General features: G+C 68.3%; 2 protein-coding genes. Both read right to left on the minus strand.

Annotation, left to right across the window (positions count from 1 at the left end; all coding sequences use genetic code 11):
- The coding region (locus tag ACFXKA_RS43235) for an extracellular solute-binding protein (RefSeq protein WP_379431948.1) at window positions 1-627 on the minus strand (627 nt) is incomplete at its 3' end.
- Window positions 628-776: 149 nt separating this feature from the next.
- A partial coding sequence (locus ACFXKA_RS43240; RefSeq protein ID WP_379431949.1) for a dioxygenase occupies window positions 777-1089 on the minus strand: 313 nt, incomplete at its 5' end.

Below are 1089 nucleotides of genomic sequence, written 5' to 3' on the forward strand. Positions count from 1 at the left end.
GACGAACGGGGTCGCGAACATCTCCGCGCCGCCCGCGACCGGGAAGGAGATCATGCCCGGCTCCTTCTCCTTCAGGACCAGCGCGGTGTCGCGCAGTTCCTTCCAGGTGGTCGGGGCCTTGAGGTTGTGCTTCTCGAAGATGTCCTTGCGGTAGAGGAGCCCGCGGACACCGGCGTACCAGGGCATGCCGTACTGCTTGCCGTCCAGCGTGCCCGCGTCGGCCAGGCCCTCGACCAGGTCGTCGTTCAGGCCGGAGTCCTTCACCTTGTCGGTCACGTCAACGAGGCCGCCGGTCTCGGCGAACTGCGGGATCCAGGTGGTGCCCACCTCGGCGACGTCGGGCACCTGGCTCGGTCCGCCCTCGATCGCGGTGGTGAACTTCTTCTGCGCGGTGGCCCACTGCTGGTACTCGACCTTGACCGTGGCGCCCGTCTTCTTCTTGAAGGCCGCGGCGACCTCGTTGAAGAAGGGCTTGGGGTCCGGGTTGGTCCCCTCCATGATCCACACGGTCAGGGTCTTGCCCTTGCCCGACGTTTCGCCGCCGTCCCCGCCCGAGTCCCCACTGCCGCAGGCAGAGAGTCCGAGCGCCATGGTGACGACAAGGGCCCCGATGACATGTTTCCGCATGGCCGCTCCCTAACAGGATGTCTAGACCACAGGAACGTACGGAGCGCCGATTGCCCGGTCAAGTGCCATTGGCCAGGGGATGTCGAACCGTTGCCTATCTGAACCCGTCTGCCATTGGGCCGACCACTGGCGGAGTACGGCGGCGCCGGTCAGCCGAACTGCACCGAGCGTTTGGCCAGTCCCATCCAGAAGCCGTCGATGACGTTCCGTACGGTGTCCAGCTCCTCCCCGGCGGCTCCGAGCGTCACGAACAGCGGCGCGAAGTGCTCGGTGCGCGGGTGGGCGAGCCGGCCCGCCGGGGACTTGCGGGCGAAGTCGAGCAGCGCGTCCACGTCACCGGCGTCCAGCGCGCGCCGGCCCCAGTCGTCGAACTCGGCGGACCAGGAGGGGACCCGGCGGCCGGCCTGGCGCAGCGCGGCCAGGTTGTGGGTGAAGAAGCCGGAGCCGACGATCAGCACACCC

Origin of the sequence: Nocardia sp. NPDC059228, from assembly GCF_042754245.1 — a bacterium.
Taxonomy (GTDB): domain Bacteria; phylum Actinomycetota; class Actinomycetes; order Mycobacteriales; family Mycobacteriaceae; genus Nocardia.